The organism is Wenxinia saemankumensis (assembly GCF_900141735.1).
Classification (GTDB): Bacteria; Pseudomonadota; Alphaproteobacteria; order Rhodobacterales; family Rhodobacteraceae; genus Wenxinia; species Wenxinia saemankumensis.
Map to the genome: position 1 here is coordinate 1 of NZ_FQYO01000004.1, position 16,574 is coordinate 16,574.

Genomic DNA, 16,574 nt, shown 5'->3' on the forward strand with positions numbered 1-16,574 from the left:
GTCCGTCCAACCAGCCCCGAACCCGTCCCTCTCAGAACCGCCCCGGGTGGCCCCAACCGCGCCTCAGCGCCGCCGGTGAGGGGCTATCTACGGATTGGGGTCGGACCCCGCAAGCGCTTTTTTCGATTTTTTCGTCTCCAGCCCGATTTTCTTCCAGCTGGCCCTCGTGGCGCCATTTTATTGCGCAAGACACCCGCGTCAGGCGCAACATCGCGTCTCGGTCGCCCCCCGGGACCGGCGGTCCCCCCGCCGGATTGCCTCCCCGAGCCGCCTTGGGGCGCGACTCGGGGCGGAATCAGGCCCGACTCGGGCGACTCGCCCCCTTGGGCAGGCGAACCCGCAGCGCCAGCAGGGCGAGGATCGCGGCCATGTAGAGGAGCGGCTCGATCTGGAAGCCCTTCGCGAGCCAGACATAGTGCAGCGCGGCCAGGATCGCGGCCGGGTAGGTCAGCTTGTGGAGCTGCCGCCACCGCGCGCCGAGTGCCCGGATCGACCGGTTGTTCGAGGTGAGCGCCAGCGGCAGGAGCATCAGCAGCGCCGCGAAGCCCACGGTGATGTAGGGACGTTTCACCAGATCGGCCCAGATCGCCGCCACCCGCTGCACGTCCAGCAGCGCCCAGACCGAGAAATGCGCCAGCACGAAGAAAAACGCCGTGAGCCCCACGGCCCGCCGGAAGCGGATCAGGTTCACCCCCGCGAAGCGGCGCAGCGGCGTGAGGGCGAGGCCCACCACCAGCAGCTGCAGCGCCTTCTCTCCGTAGAGCCGCTCGAGCGTATTGATCGGCTCGGGCCCCAGCCCCCCGGTGAGGCCGAGCCAGAAGTACCAGCCCGCCACCGCCATGCCGATGCCGTAGACCGGCCAGGTGGGCACGCGCCGCGCGGCGGCATTCAGACGATCCGCGAGCATCAGAAGTTCTCGGCCAGGTCCATCCCCTCGTAGAGGGAGGCGACCTCGTCGTAGCCGTTGAACATGAGCGTGTCCTGCCGGGCCGAGAACAGGCCGCCGCCGATCACCCGCTCGGTCGCCTGGCTCCAGCGCGGATGGCTCACCTCGGGGTTCACGTTGGAATAGAAGCCGTATTCGCGCGGATTGATGATGTTCCAGGTCGCGGGCGGCTGCTCCTCGACGAGGGAGATCCGCACGAGGCTCTTGATCGACTTGAAGCCGTATTTCCACGGAACGACCAGCCGGACCGGGGCCCCGTTCTGCTTGGCCATCGGCTCGCCGTAGATGCCCGTCGCCAGGAGGGTGAGCGGATGCATCGCCTCGTCCAGCCGCAAACCCTCCACATAGGGGAAGGGGATGACGTTCCGCCGGACGCCGGGCATGTTCTCGGGCTGGACCACCGTCTCGAAGGCGACGTAGCGCGCGCCTTCCTGCACGCCGAGCCGGTCCAGCACGGCGGCCAGCTCCACCCCGTTCCAGGGCACGACCATCGACCAGGCCTCCACGCAGCGGAAGCGGTAGATCCGCTCTTCCACGTCGAGCCCGTCGATCAGGTCGGCGAGCGACCAGGTGCCCGCTTTGTCCACGAGGCCGTCGACCTCGATGGTCCAGGGATCGGGGATCTCGAGCGCCTGCGCGTTTTCGGCCGGATCGGACTTGCCGGTGCCGAACTCGTAGAAGTTGTTGTAGCTGCGGATGTCGTCGAGGCTGTTCGGCTCCAGCGCCTCCTGCGCGGCGGCGCGGCCGGCGATCAGCGCGCCCCCCGCCCCGGCGGCTGCCTGGATGAGGCGGCGGCGATTGAGCCAGAGCGCCTTCGGCGTGACGTCGGCAGGGGACAGGTCTGGGGTCCAGCGGCGAGTCATGGTGTTCCTCCGGGAATGGTCGCGTCGGTGGCGAACCTAGCGGAGAATGGCGTGACGCCCGGTCACGATCCGGGCAGCGCGTGGAAACATCACGCCCGCGTCATGGGCCCGAACGAAACGGGGCGGCCCGAAGGCCGCCCCGATCCCGGTTCAGTGCACCACGGCATCCTGCGGCGGCCGCCGCTCGGACGTGGCGAGCCGGTCGCCGACGATCAGCCCGTCGGACCCGGCGCGGACGGGGACGGTCGATCCGTCCCGCACCTCGCCGGCGAGGATCATCTCCGCCAGCCGGTCCTGCAGCGCGCGCTGGATCACCCGCTTGAGCGGCCGCGCCCCGTAGACGGGATCGTAGCCCTCGTCCGCGAGCCAGGCCTTCGCGCCCTCGTCGAGGTCGAGCGCGACCTGCCGCTGCGCCAGCCGCTTTTCGAGCCGCGCGAGCTGTATCGAGACGATCCCGCCCATGTCGCCCCGGTCGAGCCGGTCGAAGACGACGATCTCGTCGAGGCGGTTCAGGAATTCGGGCCGGAAATGGGCCCGCACCGCATCCATCACGTCGCGCTTCGCCGCGCCGGCATCCGCGCCCTCGGGCAGCTGGCTGAGCGCCTGCGACCCGAGGTTGGAGGTCAGGACGATCAGCGTCTGCTTGAAGTCTACGCGCCGACCCTGCCCGTCCGTCAGCACGCCGTCATCCAGCACCTGGAGCAGCACGTTGAACACGTCCGGATGCGCCTTCTCGACCTCGTCGAACAGGATCACCTGGTAGGGCCGGCGGCGCACCGCCTCGGTCAGGACCCCGCCCTCGTCGTAGCCGACATAGCCCGGAGGGGCGCCGATCAGCCGCGCGACGGAATGCTTCTCCATGAACTCGCTCATGTCGATGCGCACCATCGCCTGGTCGTCGTCGAACAGGAACTCGGCCACGGCCTTGGTCAGCTCGGTCTTGCCGACGCCGGTCGGGCCGAGGAACAGGAACGACCCCAGCGGCCGGTTCTCGTCGTTGAGTCCCGCGCGCGCCCGGCGCACCGCATTGGCCACGGCCCGGATGGCATTGTCCTGCCCGACCACGCGGCCGTGGAGCTTGTCCTCCATCCCGAGCAGCTTCTCGCGCTCGCCCTCCAGCATCTTGGAGGTGGGGATGCCGGTCCAGCGCTCCACCACTTCCGCGATCTGCTCGGGGCGCACGGCCTCCTCGACCATCACGTCGCTGCCCTCGGCCTCGCCGAGCTGCTTCTCCAGCCCCGGGATCGTGCCGTATTGCAGCTCGCCCGCGCGGGCGAAGTCGCCCTCGCGCTTGGCCCGGTCGAGATCGGCGCGCGCCTGATCGAGCTGTTCCTTCAGCCGGGTGGAGCCCTCGCGCCGGTCGCGCTCCGCCTGCCAGGCGGCGGTCATCGCCTCGGACTGCTCCTGGAGGTCGGCCAGTTCGCGCTCCAGCTTCTCCAGCCGCTCGCGCGAGGCGTCGTCATCCTCCTTGCGCAGGGCCTCGGCCTCGATCTGCAGTTGCAGGATCTGCCGGTCGAGCTGGTCGAGCTCCTCGGGCTTGCTGTCCACCTCCATCCGCAGACGGCTGGCGGCCTCGTCCACGAGGTCGATCGCCTTGTCGGGCAGGAAGCGGTCGGTGATGTAGCGGTTCGACAGCTGGGCGGCGGCGACAAGGGCGGAATCGCTGATCCGCACGCCGTGGTGCAGCTCGTACTTCTCCTTGATGCCGCGCAGGATCGACACGGTGTCCTCCACTGTCGGCTCCTCGACCATCAGCGGCTGGAAGCGCCGGGCGAGGGCCGCGTCCTTCTCGACATACTTGCGGTACTCGTCGAGCGTGGTGGCACCGATGCAGTGCAGCTCGCCCCGCGCAAGCGCCGGCTTGATCAGGTTGGCGGCGTCCATCGCGCCGTCGGTCTTCCCCGCGCCGACGAGCGTGTGCATCTCGTCGATGAAGAGGACGATCTCGCCGGCGGCGGCCTCGATCTCCTTCAGGACCGCCTTCAGCCGCTCCTCGAACTCGCCGCGATATTTCGCGCCCGCGATCAGCGCGCCCATGTCGAGCGCCATCAGCCGCTTGTTCCGCAGGCTCTCGGGCACGTCGCCCTCGACGATGCGGATGGCGAGGCCCTCGGCGATGGCGGTCTTGCCGGTGCCGGGCTCGCCGATCAGGACGGGGTTGTTCTTGGTCCGGCGCGACAGGACCTGCATGGCGCGGCGGATCTCCTCGTCGCGGCCGATGATCGGGTCGATCTTTCCGTTCCGCGCCGCCTCGGTCAGGTCGCGGGCGTATTTCTTCAGCGCCTCGTAGCCGTCCTCGGCCGAGGCACTGTCGGCGGTCCGGCCCTTGCGCAGCTCTTCGATGGCGGCGTTGATCTTCTGCGCGGTGACGGCGCCGGCCTCGAGCGCCTCCTTCGCGCGGGTCTTCACCAGCGCGAGCGCGGTCAGCATCCGCTCGACGGGAACGAAGCTGTCGCCGGCCTTCTTCGCGACCTTCTCGGCTTCGTCCAGCACACGCACGAGGGACGGGTCGACATAGACCTGGCCCACATCGCCGCCGACCTTGGGCTGCTTGGCGACCAGCGCGTCGACCTGGACGGCCACCTGCTCGGGCGATCCGCCGGCCTTGCGGATGAGGTTGGCGGCGAGTCCCTGCTCGTCGTCCATCAGCGCCTTCAGCAGATGCTCGGGCAGGACGCGCTGATGCTGCTCGCGCATCGCGATCGTCTGGGCGGCCTGGATGAAGCCGCGCGAGCGTTCGGTGAACGTCTCGAGTTTCATGGGGTCTCTCCTTCCAAAAGCACCCGCCTGTCATCGGCCGCCCGGATCCCGGCGCGGCCCGGTCGCGGGCCTCGACATGGAGATGGGGAGCAGCGCCGTGTGGCTCAAGTGTCACAGGCGCGAAAAGCGACCCGCCCGGCCCGGACGACACGAAAAGGGGCGCGGTCCCGCAGGTCCGCGCCCCTTCCGGACTCGTAAGGAGGGGGGTCAGTTGCCCTGCTGCTCCTGCACCGCGTCGATCAGCGCACGCAGGTCGGCGGCCGCGGCCTCGAGCGCGGCGGCACTCGTCGCGGCGGCATCCAGAAGCGCCTGCATGTCGGCTTCCCCGCCCTCGGCGGGAGCCGCGTCGCCGGCCGCGGAGGGCTCGGCGGTGGCGGCTTCGGGCGTGGCCGGTTCGGCGGTGGCGGCTTCGGGCGTGGCCGGTTCGGCGGGCGCAGCCTCGTCGGCACCGGCATCCGCCGTCACGGCCGCTTCATCCTCCGCGATCGCGGCCTCCGACGCAGCCTCGGATCCGGCGGGCTCGGCAGCGGGGGCCTCTTCGGTCGGCGCGGTCTCCGTCGCCGCGGCTTCGTCCTCGGCCGGGGCGGCCTCTTCGGCAGACGCAGTGTCATCGGCGGGCGCAGCGCCTTCGGCCGGCGCGGCGTCCTCGGCGGGAACCTCCGTCACGGCCGGCTCGGCCGACGTGCCCTCGTCCGCGCCGGGGGACGCGTCCTGCACCGCGGCCTCGTCCGCCGCGCCGTCGACGGAGGTGTCGGCCTCTGCGGCACCCTCGGTCGGGGATTCGTCGGAGATCGTCTCGCCCGGCACGAGTTCCTCGGCAGTGGCGGCATCCTCGCCGCCAGTCGCACCCGTCTCGTCGGCCTGCTCCGCCTCGGCCTCAAGATCGGCGGGCGCCGTCTCGGGCACTTCCGCAATCGGCTCGTCTGCCGGCACCGCCTCGGCCTCCGGCGGATCGGCGGCCTCGGCCCCCACGACCTCCTGCGTCTCGGCAGAGGGCGTCAGCGCCTCGTCCTCGGGCAGGACGGAATCGTCCGTCGTCTCCTGCACGCTGGGCGTGCCGGGGGTGTCGTCCGCCGTGATGCCCAGCGCCACCGCGATCAGCGCGCCGACGCCCACCGCCACGGCGCCGATGATCACGATCATGCTGGCGCTGTTGTCCTTCTTCGGGGTGTCGGCCATCGCGCGTTCCCTTCCTTGATGCTTATGGGTTCCCTTCACGCGTCGAACGCCCCGCCCGCCCCCGGGTTCCGCCCTCGCTGACCTTGCGTCGGTTGACCGCCGCCCCCGCGGGGCGCATTCCCGGCCGGCAGCCAGCTCAGGAGCCCGTTCCGATGACCGACGCCGATCCCGCCGCCCTTCCCGCCGACGACCGCCTGATCGTCGCCCTCGACGTGCCGGACGCACTGGCCGGGCTCGCCCTGGCCGAGACGCTGGGCGACGCCGTCTCGTTCTACAAGATCGGCCTCGGCATGCTGACCGGCGGCGGGCTCGCCCTCGCCAACGAGCTGATGGACGCCCATGGCAAGCGCATCTTCCTCGACCTCAAGCTGTTCGACATCGGCGCCACGATCGAGGCGGCGGTGCGCGGCGTGGTCCGGCACGGGCCGGACTTCCTGACCGTCCACGGCGACCCCCATGTCGTGCGCGCCGCGCGCGAGGGGGCGGGCGGATCGGATACCCGCATCCTCGCCGTCACGGTCCTGACCTCGCTCGAGCGGGCCGATCTCGACGCCGCCCTGATGACCGAGGGCCCCGTGCCCGAGATCGTCGTCGCCCGAGCCGCCCGCGCCTTCGAGGCGGGGGCCGACGGCATCATCTGCTCTCCGGAGGAGGCAGCGGCGATTCGGGCCCTGCCCGAATCGAACGGGCGGCTGATCGTCTGTCCCGGCGTGCGTCCCGTCGGCGCCGAGGCCGGCGACCAGAAGCGGATCTCGACGCCCGCTCAGGCACTTGCCGCCGGTGCGGATCACATCGTGGTCGGCCGGCCGATCCGGCAGGCGGCCGATCCGCGCGCCGCCGCGACAGCGATCCTGCGCGAGATGGCCTCTCCGCAGGCCCGCCGCCCGAATTCGTGATCGGCAGTCAACGACTTTTTCACGCTTCCATGAAACTTTTTCCGCCGAGGGGGCGTTTGAAGCCCGTAACCGGCAGGAAACGGGAGCAGGATAATGAACGACGTTCGCTTTGGCCGCATCAACTACAACGCCGCCCGCCAGACCTTCGAAGCCCGCGTCGACGTGATGCGCGGCGGCCGCACCTTCCGCTATCCGTGCGAGGTTGCCGGCCCGCTGAACATGGACGAAGGAATCGTGCGCAACGCCCTCGCCGCGCAGGCCCAGGCGATGTCGGACACCCCCCGCTCCCTGCATTCCCACCACTGAGGTTCCCCCCTCCGGCGACCCTGTCCCGCCTGTCGCCGGATCCCTTCACACCGCCCGGGCCGATGTCCCGGGCGGTTTTTTCTTTGCGCCGTCCCCCGCCAAACGTCCGGACAATCCCAGCTCCGCCACGCGGTCCCGCAGATGCGGCACCGCGTCGGGCGCGGCGACGAAGGCGGATGGCGCCATCAGCACCCAGCCCTGACCCTCGGCGCCCATGCGGATCCGGGCCGCCGCCCCGCCGGGAACCCGGACGCGCAGGAACCAGACCCGCGCCCTGGCGCGGTGGGCGGCAGGGTAACATCGGCCCCCGCGCCATCGCGCCCGCCCGAGGTCCAGCCCCGTTTCCTCCCGTATCTCACGGACCAGCGTCTCTGCCGGGCTCTCGCGGCCCTCGCGACCGCCGCCCGGCAGGTCCAGCATCCCGCGCCAGCGCAGCCCCGGACGGTCGTCGCGCCGCAGCACGAGCAGCCGCCCGCCGACCAGCACCGCCGCCTTCGCCCCGTCGAACGGGGCGGCGCGATTGAGCGCCCCCGCCGGAAGACCTATCTTGCGGGCGATCCCGCCCCTGCCCGATGGCCTGTCGTCCCCGCTCATGCCCGCCCTCTGCCGCGCCTGCCTGCACATGTTCGACAGCGGTGCCCGCTGCCCGGCCTGCCGCAGCCCGCGCGTGACCTCGCATCCCGAGCTGTTCGACCTGTCCATCGCCCACATGGATTGCGACGCCTTCTTCGCCAGCGTCGAGAAGCGCGACAATCCGGACCTGCGGGACAAGCCGGTGATCGTCGGGGGCGGCGAGCGCGGCGTCGTCTCCACCGCCTGCTACCTCGCCCGGATCAAGGGCGTGAAGTCGGCCATGCCCATGTTCCAGGCGCTGAAGCTCTGCCCCGACGCGGTGATCGTGAAGCCGCGATTCGACGCCTATGTCGAAGCGTCCCGCGCGATCCGGGCGATGATGGACGAGCTCACCCCGGTGGTGGAGCCGCTGAGCCTCGACGAGGCGTTCATGGACCTCGGCGGCACGGCGCGCCTGCACGGCAGACCGCCCGCCGTGATGCTGGCCCGTCTGGTCAGGCGCATGCAGGAGGAGCTCGGCCTGACCGGCTCCATCGGTCTCAGCCACAACAAGTTCCTCGCAAAGGTCGCCTCCGACCTCGACAAGCCGCGCGGCTTCTCGGTCATCGGGGCAGGCGAGACGGTGGACTTCCTGCGCCCGAAACCCGTCCGCCTGATCTGGGGGATCGGGCCCGCCGCGCAGGAAAGCCTCGGCCGGGCGGGGATCGTCACCTTCTCGGATCTCGAGCGGTGGGAGCGGGCGGACCTGCACGCCCGGTTCGGCGGCATGGGGGACCGGCTCTGGCATCTCGCGCGTGGACAGGATGCGCGGCGCGTCGACGCCCGCGCCCCGGTGAAGGGGCTGTCGAACGAGACGACGTTCCACGCCGACACCGCCGATCCGGACATCCTCGACGGCCATATCTGGCGCATGGCCGAGAAGGTCTCGTCCCGCGCCAAGGCCAAGGAGAAGGCGGGGCGAGTGGTGATCCTCAAGCTCAAGCGCGCGAACCACACGCTGATCACGCGCCGCCAGTCGCTGCGCCATCCGACGCAGATCGCCGACACGATCTACCGCACGGCCCGCGCCCTCTTCGACGCGGTGGAGGAGCCGGGCCCCTACCGCCTGCTCGGCGTCGGCCTGTCCGAGATCGGCCCGGCGGAGGGGGCGGACGTGGAGTTCGACCTGCTCGATCCCGGCGCCGGACGCCGGATCGAGGTGGAGCGCGCCGCCGACCGGATCCGGGCCCGGTTCGGCGCCGAGGCGATCCTGAAGGGCCGCGCCCTGCGCTGACGCCCTGCCCCGCGCGCGGGCGCCGTGGCGGCAGGTGGGGGGGCGCCTCTCGCCCCCCCACCGGGGGGGGGGGGGCTGCGTGCCCCCTCCGGCCACGGCACCGCCCCGCCGCATCGTCCCCGCAAGCGCGGGCGAAGGGGGATCGGCCGCCATCGCCCTTCCCCTGCCCGGCCGGGGCGGCTACCTCCCCCGCATGGCCCGGTCCTTCCCCACGCTTCGCGATTTCCTCGCCCACGGCTTCGACACCGTGATCGACGTGCGCTCCCCCTCCGAATACGCCGAGGACCACGTTCCGGGCGCGATAAACCTTCCGGTGCTCGACGATGCCGAGCGGGCCGAGGTGGGGACGATGTACGTCCAGCAGAGCCCGTTCCTCGCCCGGAAGATCGGCGCCGCGATGGTGTTCCGCAATTCCGCAAACCACATCGCCGGCCCCCTCGCCCATCACGAGGGGGGCTGGCGCCCGCTGGTCTATTGCTGGCGCGGGGGGCAGCGCTCCGGCAGCTTCGGCTGGATGCTGAAGGAGATCGGCTGGCGGGCCGACACGGTTCAGGGCGGCTACCAGTCCTACCGGCGGCTCGTCCACGGACTGCTCTACGGCGGCGCCTTCGGGCTGAAGCCGATCCTGCTGGACGGGTTCACCGGCACGGCCAAGACCGACATCCTGTCGCGCGTCGCGGCGAAGGGCGGGCAGGTCCTCGACCTCGAGGGGCTAGCGAACCATCGCGGCTCGCTCCTCGGCGCGCGGCCGGGCGGCCAGCCCAGCCAGAAGGCCTTCGAGACGGCCCTGGCGCAGGCGATGCTGACGCTCGATCCCGCCCGCCCCGTCCTGATCGAGGCCGAGAGCAACAAGATCGGCGAGGTGCTGATCCCGCCCGCGCTCTGGGCGCCGATGAAGGCGGCGCGGCGGATCGAGATCCGCGCGCCCATCGCGGCCCGCGCCGCCTATCTCGCCCGCGCCTACGAGGACGTGCTCTCGGACGGCCCGGCCCTCAAGGACAAGCTGGCCTACCTGCGCCATGTCCGCGGCGGCGAGGTGGTCGAGGGCTGGTCCGCGCTGATCGACGCGGGCGAGCGCGTGGCCCTGACGCAGGCCCTGATGGAACAGCATTACGACCCGGCCTACGCCAAGAGCCGCGCCGCCATCGGCGCCGAGGTGGCCGAAGCGATCGACCTCGGCGCACTGGACGGGGCCGATCTCGACCGCGCGGCGGACCGGATCGTCGCGCGGCTGGAGGGCCGCCCCGACGCCTGACCCGGCGCCCGCGCGGCCTGCTCGTCTCGTTCCGGACGCGGATCGGGCCGGCAGCCTTCTTCCGGCTCGAGCGGATCGGGCGCGGCGCGGGACGACCGGCCGAACTCCCCCATGCGTATCGCAGCCCCGGCGGTCGAGCTCCGACCGGATTGGGACGAAAGACGGTCCGGCGCGCCGCCCGGGCGATCCTTCGACCGGCCCGGGCAGGCCGGACGCGGCCCCGAATGGGGACCGCGACCGGTCCGGCCTCAGCCGCCGATCTTGGTTCCCAGATCGGCCGGCTCCTTCGAGCGGGCCTTCTTCGCCTCGCGCAGGTCCTCGACCGAGCGCACGTCGAGCCGGGCCGCGCCACTCCAGTCCCGCGTCTTCACCTTGGGATCCTTCATCCGCTCCCGCGCGGCGGGGATCGCATGGGCATATTGCGGCAGCCATTCGGCCTGCGCGACCAGCATCTCGTCGACCATCTGCCAGACCTCGTCGGGCGTGCAGATGGCGCCGACGAGCGGATCGTGCAGCACCGCCTGCTTCAGCAGCTCCACGTCGCCCGTGACCGCCGCGCGCATTCCCATCCGCTGGACGTTGACCGAGGCCGAGCATGTCGCCTGGCAGGCGAGGGGCAGCTCGATCCCCTCGACCATGTTGATGCCGAAGCGGTCGACCCAGCCGGGGCTCTCGATGATGCAATCGTCGGGCAGGTTGCGGATGATCCCGCCGTTGCGGACGTTGAAATGCCCGCGATAGGCGCGGCCCGTCTCCATCGCCTCGAGGATCCAGCTCGCATGCTCGTCGGTGCGCGGCCCCTCGAAGGGCTGCTCGGCATCCTTGAGGAAGTCGGGGAAATCGGTCTCGAACCAGTTCCGGTTCTCGGTCGTATAGCGCAGGTAGCCGCCGGTCTCGCCGTGGATCCACTCGTCGGTCGAGATCCAGTTCAGGATCTCGTCGGGCCGCTTGCGGTACCAGGGCAGGTATTCGCTGAGATGCCCGTTCGATTCCGTCGAATAGTAGCCGATGCGCTTGAGCACATCGATCCGCACCTTTTCCTGCCGCGAATAGACCGGGTGCCTCTCCAGCGCCTCGGTCAGTTCCTCGCGCCCGATGTTGCGGCCGTTGTGGCGGATGTCGAGATACCAGGTCTGGTGGTTGATGCCCGAGCAGACGATGTCCGTCTCCTCCATCGGCACGCCGAGGGCGCGGGCGATCTGGCGGTGGCCGTTCTGCACGCCGTGGCAGAGGCCGACGACGTTCACCTTCGTCTCGTCCAGCACGGCCCAGGTCATCATCGCCATCGGGTTGGCGTAGTTCAGCAGCCAGGCGCCCGGCTCGGCCACCTCCTCGATGTCGCGGGCGAAGTCGAGGATCTGGGGAATGCCGCGCTGCGCGTACATGATGCCGCCGGCGCAGATCGTGTCGCCGACGCATTGGTCGACGCCGTATTTCAGCGGGATCGAGATGTCGCTCTCGAACGCCTCTAGCCCCCCGATCCGCACGCAGTTCATGATGTAGCGCGCGCCCTTCAGCGCCTCGCGCCGGTCGGTGGTCGCCACGACCCTGGCCGGCAGGTCGTTCACCCGGATCAGGGTGGAGATGATCTGCTCCACCATCTCCAGGTTGTGCGCGTTGATGTCGGTCAGCGCGATCTCGATGCCCCGGAATTCGGGAACCTTGAGGATGTCGGTGCAGAGCTTCTTCGTGAAGCCGATGGAACCGGCGCCGATGATGGCGATGCGGAAGGTCATGTCGTGGTCTCTCTCTGGGCGGGTGTCGGTGTGAGGGAGGCGAGCCAGGCGCGGTGCGGCAGGCATTCCGCCGCCGCGCGCCGGTACTCGCGTGTGATCCGGTCGTGACTCTGCCGCAGCCGCGCGCGGCGGGCGGGGTCGGTGGCCATCTGCCGCTTCGCCACGTCGCGGGACAGCAGGCCCAGCCCGTCCAGGACCGGGCGGTGCAGCACCTCCTCGACATGCGGCAGGCCGAGCGGGAGGGGCGTGAAGTCCCGCGCCTCGGGAAGGCGCCCGCCCCAGGCGGCAAGGCGGTCGGTCACGGCGGCGGGGTGGCTGGCCGCGACGTCGCGCCAGAACGGCGTGTCCCGCCGCTCGGTCACGTAGTGCAGCCGGATGAAATCGCGGTACTCGTCGACCTGCCGGGCGGCGGCGGAATTGTAGCGGTCCCGCGCGGCGGGATCGACGTTCGCCGCCCCGAGCCAGTCCCGCAGCCAGAGCAGCTGCACCAGCGTGCCGTGGATCGACGTCGCCTCCAGAGGCTCGAGGAAGGACGAGGACAGGCCGATCGCGATGCAGTTGTGCCGCCAGGGCGTGTCCAGCCGGCCGGCATCGATGCGGATGTCGTTGCGGGGTTCGATCGCATGGCCCAGCGCCGCCTCGACCTCCGCCTTCGCGGCGTCGGGCCCCGTATGCGCATCTGAATAGACGTAGCCGCATCCGTAGCGGTCCTGCGTCGGGATCCGCCACATCCACCCCGCGCCGAGCGCCCGGGCGAGGGTCAGGGGGGCGATCTCTTCGCCTTCCTTCAGGTCCAGCCAGAACGGCATGGCGCGGTTCGCCGGCAGCGAGGCGGCATAGTCGATCCAGCGCGCGCCGAGCGGCCCGATCAGCGCCCGGCGGAACCCGGTGCAGTCGAGGAAGACATCCCCCTCCACGCGGTCGCCGCCCTCCAGCAGCACGGCGCGGATATCGCCGGTCTCCCCGTCCCGGTCGAGGCCGCAGACGATGTCGTCGACGACGCACACCCCCGCCGCCTGCCGCCGCAGCCAGGCCCCGGCCTTCGCCTGGTCGAAATGGTAAGCGTGGTGGAACGGCCCGGCCGGCACCTCGCGCCCGCCAGCCCGCGCGACGGGCGCCCGCCCCTTGGACATGAGATGCGAGAAGAGATGCGCCTCCGCCACCGGCTTTCCGGCGGCGACGGCGTAATGATCCAGCGCGGGATCGGTCACCGCGCGCGGATCGTCGATCGGCCCGTCATAGCTGTGCCCGACCCGTCGCCAGTCCTGGTGCCGGATGCCGTACTTGATCGTCGCGCCCGTCTGGCGCAGGAAGTCCCGCTCGTCGAGACCGAGATGCTTCAGCGTCTGCCGGAACAGCGCCGTGGTCCCCTCGCCGACCCCGATCGTGCCGAGGCGCGAGCTCTCGATCACGGTCACATCCCGCCCCTCCTTCAGGAGGAGCGCAGCCAGCCATCCGGCCGTGCCGCCGCCGACGATCACGAGGCGCATGACGGCCCTTCCCCGCGGGGAAGACGCGCGGTCCGGTGACGGATCGTCAACCGTCCCGCGCGCCCGCTCTGCTGTTTCGCAGGGATCATGGATACCTCGGCGACCGCCCGCCTCCTGCCGCGCCGCTCAGGCCGACTTGCGCCGCTCGGGCCGGGCCCATTCGGGCAGCCACTCGCCATGCGCCGCCAGAAGCTCGTGCGTCAGCTCCCAGATCTGGTCGAGATCCAGTTCGGACCCGGTATGCGGGTCCAGCATCGCGGCGTGGTAGATGTGCTCGGGATTCTCCTCCATCAGCGCGGCGACGGTCAGCTCCTGCACGTTCACGTTGGTCCGCATGAGCGCGATCAGCTGCGGCGGAATGCCGGTCCGCACGGTCGGCTGCAGGCCGTTGCCGTCGACCAGCACCGGCACCTCGACGGCCGCCCCCTCGGGCAGCTGGGGGATGTAGCCGCGGTTCGGGATGTTGCCGTAGATCACCGAAGGGCTGCCGGTGACGACGGAATTGATGATCTCCGACGCGTATTCGTGGCTTGGCTTCACCTCGACCGTCTCGGCCTCGCGATATTTCTGCGCCTGGGCCTGCCAGCGCTCCACCTGCTCGACGCAGCGCTTGGGGTATTCGTCCAGCGGGATGCCGAAGCGCTCGATCAGGTCGGGCCGGTCCTTCTTGATGAAATAGGGAACGTATTCCGCGAAATGCTCGGAGCTCTCGGTCACGAAATAGCCCAGCCGCATCATCATCTCGTAGCGGACCTTGTTCGGGCAGCGATCCGAATGGTTCGAGAAGCGGGGAAGGCGCCCCTCGGCATAGCCGCGCTTCAGCTCGGGATAGAGATCCTTGTACGTCCCGTCGGGCAGGCGCTGCTCGAACCGCGTGTAATAGGCCATGTGGTTGATGCCGGCGCAGTGGTAGCGGATCTCGCCGATCGGGATGCCGAGGTCGCGGGCCAGCTCCTCGGCCGTGCCCTGCACCGAATGGCAGAGGCCCACCTGCCGGATCTGCGGATATTTCGCGCCGATCGCCCAGGTATTGATGGCCATCGGGTTGACGTATTGCAGCATGATCGCGTGGGGGCAGACGGCGAGCATGTCCTCGCAGATGTCCCACAGGACCGGCACGGTGCGCAGGCCGCGCATGATGCCGCCGATGCCCAGCGTGTCCGCGATGGTCTGGCGCAGGCCGAACTTCTTGGGCACCTCGAAATCGGTTACGGTACAGGGCTCGTAGCCGCCGACCTGGAAGCAGCAGATGACGAAATCGGCGCCGGTCAGCGCGCGGCGGCGGTCGGTATAGGTCTCCACCGTGGCGTGGCCGCCCAGGGTCTTGGCCATCTTGGAGACGACGATCTCGCTCTCTTCCAGTCGGCCCGGGTCGATGTCCATCAGGCGGATCGTGGCGCCCTTCAGCGCCTCGCGCTGCAGGATGTCCCCGGCGAGGTTCTTGGCGAAGACGGTGCTGCCCGCACCGATGAAGGTCACAATGGTCATGTCGCAATCTCGAAGGCTGCGCGGACGAGCCGCTGGGTGTAGTCGGTTCTGGGGTTCGTCAGGACCTCGCTCACGGGGCCCTGTTCGACGATTTTCCCGTGCTGCATCACGAGGACGCGGTGGCACAGGGCGCGCACGACCTTGAGGTCGTGGCTGATGAAGAGGTAGCTCAGGCCCTTCTCGCGCTGCAGCTTGCGCAGCAGCTCGATGATCTGGGCCTGGACCGAGAGGTCGAGCGCCGAGGTGGGTTCGTCCAGCAGGATGAACTCGGGCTCCAGCGCCACGGCCCGCGCGATGGCGATCCGCTGGCGCTGCCCGCCCGAGAATTCGTGCGGGAAGCGGTGGGCGATGTTGTCGGGCAGTCCGGCATCGCGCAGCGCCTGCTGCACCAGGCGGAACCGCTCGCGCCCGGTCCTGCCGATGCCGTTGACGATCAGCCCCTCCTCGATGATCTGCCGCACGCTCATGCGCGGATTGAGCGAGGCGAAGGGGTCCTGGAAGACGATCTGCATGCGGCTGCGGAGCGGTCGCATCTGCCGGCGGTCCTTGCGCTCGATCCGGTCCCCGAGGAAGTCGACCTCGCCCCCGTCCATGTGAATGAGGCGCAGCAGGGCCTGCCCGAACGTGGTCTTGCCCGACCCGCTCTCGCCGACGAGGCCCAGCGTCTCGCCCCGCCGCACGGTCAGGTCGAGGCCGTCGACCGCCACCAGCGGCGAATAGGTGCCGCGGAAGGCCCCGCCCTTGCGCAGCATGAACTCCACCCTGACCCCCCGCCCTTCGAGCACCGGCTCCGGCGTGCCCTCCAGCGGGTTGGCGATGCCCTTGGGATCCGAGGCGAGCAGGCGCCTGGTGTAGGGGTGACGGGGATTGGCGAAGACCTCCTTCGTCGGCCCCTCCTCGCGCACCTCGCCGTGCTGCATGACGACGACGTGGTCGGCGAACTGCTCCACCACCGTCAGGTCGTGGGTGATGAGCACGACGCCCATCCCGAACTTCTCCTTCAGGTCGTCGATCAGGTGCAGGATCTCGGCCTGCACGGTCACGTCGAGCGCGGTCGTCGGCTCGTCCGCGATCAGCACGTCGGGCCGGTTGGCGAGCGCCATCGCGATCATCACCCGCTGCCGCTGCCCGCCGGAGAGCTGGTGCGGATACTGATTCACCCGCGCCTCGGGGTCGGGGATGCGCACCTCCTCCAGCAGCTCGACCGCGCGGGCCCAGGCCTTCTTCTTGGACAGGCGCTGGTGGAGCATGATGACCTCCACCAGCTGCGTGCCGATCCGGTAGACCGGATTGAGCGAGGACATCGGCTCCTGGAAGATCATCGAGATCCGGTTGCCGCGCAGGTGCCGCATCTCCTTCTGCGACAGGTGCGCCATGTCCTTGCCGGCGTAGAGGATGCGCGTCGCGTCCGCGACCTGCGCCCGCTTCGACAGCAGACGCATGACGGCGCGGGCGGTGACGGACTTGCCCGAGCCGCTCTCCCCGACGAGGGCCGTGGTCTGGCCCGGATAGAGCCGGAAGGAGACGTCGCGCACCGCTTCGACCACGCCGCCATCGACGGCGAAGGTCACGCCGACGCGTTGCGCGTCGATGATCGGGGCGGGTGTGGGGGTCATGTCGTTCATGTCCGCGCCTCGATACTTATGGCATCCGAGCAAGAGACCGCCCCGCCCGAACAGCGCCGAAGGCGCCGGGCGAGCGCCGGCCCGTCCCCGCGGGCTGGCGCTTTGCCGCCCGCGCGCGCGGTTCGGGCGATAGAGTCATGTGGCAGGCATAAAGCGCCGACCTTCGTCGTAGCTGCGCCATCCC

At 70.3% G+C, this 16,574-nt stretch carries 13 protein-coding genes; 4 read left to right on the plus strand and 9 right to left on the minus strand.

Translation table 11 applies throughout. From position 1 onward, the window contains the following. Window positions 1–295: 295 nt before the first annotated feature. From msrQ to BUE30_RS11195, 4 genes are all read right to left on the minus strand, one after another. Window positions 296–907 (minus strand): protein-methionine-sulfoxide reductase heme-binding subunit MsrQ, encoded by a 612-nt coding sequence (msrQ, locus tag BUE30_RS11180; RefSeq protein ID WP_073330391.1) that lies wholly within the window; start codon window positions 905–907, stop codon window positions 296–298. Continuing rightward, window positions 907–1,809 (minus strand): protein-methionine-sulfoxide reductase catalytic subunit MsrP, encoded by a 903-nt coding sequence (gene msrP, locus BUE30_RS11185; RefSeq protein ID WP_073330395.1) that lies wholly within the window; start codon window positions 1,807–1,809, stop codon window positions 907–909. The genes msrQ and msrP overlap by 1 nt, the downstream gene beginning before the upstream one ends. 150 nt (window positions 1,810–1,959) lie before the next feature. Then, on the minus strand, window positions 1,960–4,569 hold the full coding sequence (gene clpB, locus BUE30_RS11190; protein WP_073330399.1) for an ATP-dependent chaperone ClpB: 2,610 nt from the start codon (window positions 4,567–4,569) through the stop codon (window positions 1,960–1,962). A gap of 207 nt (window positions 4,570–4,776) precedes the next feature. Then, window positions 4,777–5,748 (minus strand): hypothetical protein, encoded by a 972-nt coding sequence (locus BUE30_RS11195; RefSeq protein WP_073330404.1) that lies wholly within the window; start codon window positions 5,746–5,748, stop codon window positions 4,777–4,779. Window positions 5,749–5,900: 152 nt separating this feature from the next. Between BUE30_RS11195 and pyrF the strand changes: the two genes are divergently transcribed. Together pyrF and BUE30_RS11205 are read left to right on the plus strand one after the other, a co-directional pair. After that, a complete protein-coding gene (pyrF, locus tag BUE30_RS11200) occupies window positions 5,901–6,644 on the plus strand; it encodes an orotidine-5'-phosphate decarboxylase (protein WP_073330408.1) in 744 nt (247 codons plus the stop codon). Between the two features lie 93 nt (window positions 6,645–6,737). Continuing rightward, entirely contained in the window at window positions 6,738–6,950 is a 213-nt protein-coding gene (locus BUE30_RS11205) for an orotidine 5'-phosphate decarboxylase (RefSeq protein ID WP_073330411.1), read from the plus strand. 45 nt (window positions 6,951–6,995) lie between these two features. Here BUE30_RS11205 and BUE30_RS11210 read toward each other — a convergent pair whose 3' ends face one another. Next, window positions 6,996–7,544, minus strand: coding sequence for an NUDIX domain-containing protein (locus tag BUE30_RS11210; RefSeq protein ID WP_083601354.1), 549 nt, complete (start codon window positions 7,542–7,544; stop codon window positions 6,996–6,998). On the opposite strand from BUE30_RS11210, the gene BUE30_RS11215 reads away from it, so the two are divergent. After that, window positions 7,543–8,796, plus strand: a complete 1,254-nt coding sequence (locus BUE30_RS11215) for a DNA polymerase IV (protein ID WP_073331762.1) — start codon at window positions 7,543–7,545, stop codon at window positions 8,794–8,796. The genes BUE30_RS11210 and BUE30_RS11215 overlap by 2 nt on opposite strands. A gap of 193 nt (window positions 8,797–8,989) precedes the next feature. Further along, complete coding sequence (gene mnmH, locus BUE30_RS11220) at window positions 8,990–10,051, plus strand: tRNA 2-selenouridine(34) synthase MnmH (RefSeq protein ID WP_073330414.1); 1,062 nt, start codon at window positions 8,990–8,992, stop codon at window positions 10,049–10,051. 248 nt (window positions 10,052–10,299) lie between these two features. On the opposite strand, the gene melA (BUE30_RS11225) is transcribed toward mnmH, so the two are convergent. From melA (BUE30_RS11225) to BUE30_RS11240, 4 genes are all read right to left on the minus strand, one after another. After that, window positions 10,300–11,787: an alpha-glucosidase/alpha-galactosidase gene (gene melA, locus BUE30_RS11225; RefSeq protein ID WP_073330418.1), complete on the minus strand. Its 1,488-nt coding sequence runs from the start codon at window positions 11,785–11,787 to the stop codon at window positions 10,300–10,302. Continuing rightward, window positions 11,784–13,277, minus strand: coding sequence for a tryptophan halogenase family protein (locus BUE30_RS11230; RefSeq protein WP_073330423.1), 1,494 nt, complete (start codon window positions 13,275–13,277; stop codon window positions 11,784–11,786). Before BUE30_RS11230 ends, melA (BUE30_RS11225) begins: the two co-directional genes overlap by 4 nt. Before the next feature lie 126 nt (window positions 13,278–13,403). Further along, on the minus strand, window positions 13,404–14,765 hold the full coding sequence (melA, locus tag BUE30_RS11235; RefSeq protein WP_073330428.1) for an alpha-glucosidase/alpha-galactosidase: 1,362 nt from the start codon (window positions 14,763–14,765) through the stop codon (window positions 13,404–13,406). After that, window positions 14,762–16,381, minus strand: coding sequence for an ABC transporter ATP-binding protein (locus BUE30_RS11240; protein ID WP_342068327.1), 1,620 nt, complete (start codon window positions 16,379–16,381; stop codon window positions 14,762–14,764). The genes melA (BUE30_RS11235) and BUE30_RS11240 overlap by 4 nt, the downstream gene beginning before the upstream one ends. Window positions 16,382–16,574 lie beyond the last annotated feature (193 nt).

Excerpts from the sequence above, each read along its gene's own strand:
- melA (WP_073330418.1), bottom strand. The coding sequence starts at position 11,787 with ATGACCTTCCGCATCGCCATCATCGGCGCCGGTTCCATCGGCTTCACG.
- BUE30_RS11210 (WP_083601354.1), bottom strand. The coding sequence starts at position 7,544 with ATGAGCGGGGACGACAGGCCATCGGGCAGGGGCGGGATCGCCCGCAAG.
- mnmH (WP_073330414.1), top strand. The coding sequence starts at position 8,990 with ATGGCCCGGTCCTTCCCCACGCTTCGCGATTTCCTCGCCCACGGCTTC.
- melA (WP_073330428.1), bottom strand. The coding sequence starts at position 14,765 with ATGACCATTGTGACCTTCATCGGTGCGGGCAGCACCGTCTTCGCCAAG.
- BUE30_RS11240 (WP_342068327.1), bottom strand. The coding sequence starts at position 16,381 with ATGACCCCCACACCCGCCCCGATCATCGACGCGCAACGCGTCGGCGTG.
- clpB (WP_073330399.1), bottom strand. The coding sequence starts at position 4,569 with ATGAAACTCGAGACGTTCACCGAACGCTCGCGCGGCTTCATCCAGGCC.
- BUE30_RS11215 (WP_073331762.1), top strand. The coding sequence starts at position 7,543 with ATGCCCGCCCTCTGCCGCGCCTGCCTGCACATGTTCGACAGCGGTGCC.
- pyrF (WP_073330408.1), top strand. The coding sequence starts at position 5,901 with ATGACCGACGCCGATCCCGCCGCCCTTCCCGCCGACGACCGCCTGATC.
- msrQ (WP_073330391.1), bottom strand. The coding sequence starts at position 907 with ATGCTCGCGGATCGTCTGAATGCCGCCGCGCGGCGCGTGCCCACCTGG.
- BUE30_RS11195 (WP_073330404.1), bottom strand. The coding sequence starts at position 5,748 with ATGGCCGACACCCCGAAGAAGGACAACAGCGCCAGCATGATCGTGATC.
- msrP (WP_073330395.1), bottom strand. The coding sequence starts at position 1,809 with ATGACTCGCCGCTGGACCCCAGACCTGTCCCCTGCCGACGTCACGCCG.
- BUE30_RS11230 (WP_073330423.1), bottom strand. The coding sequence starts at position 13,277 with ATGCGCCTCGTGATCGTCGGCGGCGGCACGGCCGGATGGCTGGCTGCG.
- BUE30_RS11205 (WP_073330411.1), top strand. The coding sequence starts at position 6,738 with ATGAACGACGTTCGCTTTGGCCGCATCAACTACAACGCCGCCCGCCAG.